Source organism: Stenotrophomonas sp. 05L414_2, assembly GCF_056397905.1.
In genome coordinates this window covers 1-2,842 of the sequence record NZ_JBFTOJ010000275.1, presented here as the reverse complement: position 1 = coordinate 2,842, position 2,842 = coordinate 1, and the positions used below count along the sequence as shown (strand labels likewise).

The window sequence follows — 2,842 nt, the reverse complement described above, 5'->3', positions numbered from 1 at the left end:
GGACCAGTACGGCACGCCCAACCCATCTTCGCTCACCACCTGGCGCAGGTCGTTGCCGAACAGGTCAACGTAGCCCTGCCAGACCTTCGCTGCGAACGCCGGATCGGCGGACTTCAGGTCACGGCCGTGGCCCCAATCCTTCCACGCGGTTTCTTCTTCGTTGTTGCCACACCACAGCACGATGCTGGGATGGTGGCGCAGCCGGCGCACGTTGTCGCGCGCCTCGGCGACCACGCTGGCGCGGAATGCCGGGTCGTAACCCGGCTGCATGCCACCGCCGAACATGAAGTCCTGCCAGACCAGCAGGCCCAGTTCGTCGGCGATGTCGAAGAACGCATCGTCCTCGTAGTAGCCGCCGCCCCAGTTGCGCAGCATGTTCATGTTGGCATCGCGCGCGGCGACCAGTACCTGGCGCAGGCGCGCAGCATCAACGCGCGCGGGGAAGGCGTCGAAGGGGATCACGTTCGCGCCCTTGGCGAAGATCGGCACCCCGTTGATGACGAAGGCGAAGCCCTGCCCTCCCTTGTCGTCCTGCTCGCGGCGCAGTTCGACGGTGCGCAGGCCAATGCGCTGTTCGCGTGCCAGCACCGCATCGGCACTGCCGTCCAGGCGCGCCTGCACGGTGTAGCGGTCCTGCGCACCATGGCCGACCGGCCACCAGCGCCGCGGCTTGGCCAGTTCAACCGGCACGTCCACGCTGTTCCGGCCGGGCGTCAGTTCGACCGTGCGCTGCACCCGCGCGACGCTGCGGCCGTAGGGATCGCGCACCTCGACGTCCACCGCCACCGGACCGGCGACCGCGTCCTGCTCCACCTGCAGCACTACCGCCAGCTTTGCGTTTTCTGCATCAAGCGCATCAGTGCGTACGGCCACATCGGTCAACCGATGCGCATCCCATGCCTGCAGGTCAACGCCCCGCCAGACGCCGGCAGTGACGTAGCGCGGGCCCCAGTCCCACCCGAAGTGGTACGCCGGTTTGCGAGCGAAGTTGCCAACCATCGCGTCCTTCGGTTCATCACCGTAGGGCGAAGGATAGTTGCCGGCAATCCTGTGCGGCATTGCCTGCACGCCGGCCAGCAGCGTGCGGATCGGCGAACGGAACACGATCTGCAGCTCATTGCCCTTCGCACGCAGGCGACCTTCGACGCGGGCGCGCCAGGTGCGGTGGGCATTGTCGGCGCGCAGCAGCGGCTTGCCGTTGAGCGTCACCTCGGCATAGGTGTCCAGGYCGTCGAAGCGCAGCTCGGCATGGGCCTTTGCCAAGCTGGCAGCGTCCACATCGAAACGGGCTCGGTACTCCCAGTCGGCCAGACCGATCCACTGCAGCTCGGCTTCGGGCGCACCGACGTAGGGATCGCGGATCAGCTCATGCGCCAGCAGATCGGTGTGCACGCTGCCTGGCACCGTGGCCGCGCGCCACTGCTGCAGGCCAGGATGGGCCGCGCCCTGCGCGTCACCGGGCAGCAGCCGGAACTCCCATTGCGCCTGCAGCGGTGCGGCGCCTGCGGGGAAGGCGCCAAGGGCGATCATCAACAGCAGCAGACGGACAGCGTTGGAAATGCGATGCACGTGATACTCCTGTTTTTCCGCCAGGTATGACCCGGCGCTACCAATGCCACACGCCACGGTAGCGCCGGACCACGTCCGGCGAGCGCGCAGCGCGGCAGACCTCAACGCACGACGTTCAGCACTTCGTAGCAGGCACCCATGGTGTGGTAATCCACCTTGCCGGCCGGGCTCTTCTCATCGCTGTACTTGCGGTTGTCGGCGTCGAGGATGCGGAACCATGCGCCGTATCGATGGTCGACGAAGTGCTCCCACGAGTACGCCCAGATACGGTCGTACCACTGCCAATAGCGGTCGTCGCCGGTGCGCGCGGCCATCAGCGCGGCGGTGGCCAGGGTCTCGGCCTGCACCCAGAAATACTTGTCGTCGTCACAGACGAAGCTGTCACCGCCGATCGGCGCGCCGTCCATGCCCGGCTGCCGGCGCGACTCCGGGGCGAAGCCGTAGTACAGGCCGCCGCGCACCTCGTCCCAGCTGCGCTCTACGGCAACATCGAACAGATGCTGCGCGGTCGGCACCAGCCAGTCGGCCTGCACGTGTCGGTCCAGGATCAGCAGCAGCTTGGCCCACTCGGTCTGGTGCCCCGGCTGGAAGCCCCACGGCCGGAACAGGTGCTTGGGATCGTCCAGGTTGTAGTCCCAGTCGATGTTCCAGTTGACGTCGTAGTGTTCCCAGACCAGACCGCCGGCCTTTGCCGCCTGGCGGCGGGTCATGTTGTCGGCCAGCTGCAGCGCGCGCTCGACATAGCGCTGCTCGCCACTGGACTCGAACGCGGCCAGCATCGCCTCGCACATGTGCATGTTGGCGTTCTGGCCGCGGTAGCCGGTGAAGTTCCACTGGCCGTCGGCCTCGTCCCTGTACAGGCCGTGTTCGGCTTCCCAGAAGCGCGCCTGCAGCAGCTGCCAGGTTTCGTCCATCCACGTGCGGGCTTCTTCGATGCCCGCCTTCAACGCACAGCTGTAGGCGAGCAGCACGAAGGCCACGCCGTAGCAGTGGTTCATGTCGTCCTCTACCGCACCATCGCGCAGGGTCCAGGCGTAGCCGCCGGTGGCCGGGTTGCGGTGAACCTCGCGCAGGTAGCGCACCCCGTGCTCGACCGCGTCGCGATACTCGGCGTTGCCGAATTCGCGGTAGGCCATGGCGTAGTTGAAGACGAAGCGGGTACTGCTCACCAGATGACGATGGCTGGCGTCGTAGATGCTGCCGTCGTCACGGAAGTAATGGAAGAAGCCGCCCTCCGGGTCGATGCAGCGCGGATGGTAGAACGCCATCGTGT

The 2,842-nt window shown here is 66.7% G+C and carries 2 protein-coding genes; both read right to left on the bottom strand.

What is annotated here, in order from left to right; translation table 11 throughout:
• On the bottom strand, positions 1 to 1,530 hold a 1,530-nt coding region (locus tag AC1DJN_RS21460), incomplete at its 3' end, for a glycoside hydrolase family 2 protein (RefSeq protein WP_478040166.1).
• A 140-nt stretch (positions 1,531 to 1,670) separates the two neighbouring features.
• Positions 1,671 to 2,842: AGE family epimerase/isomerase (locus AC1DJN_RS21455; protein WP_478040164.1), on the bottom strand; the 1,172-nt coding region annotated here is incomplete at its 5' end.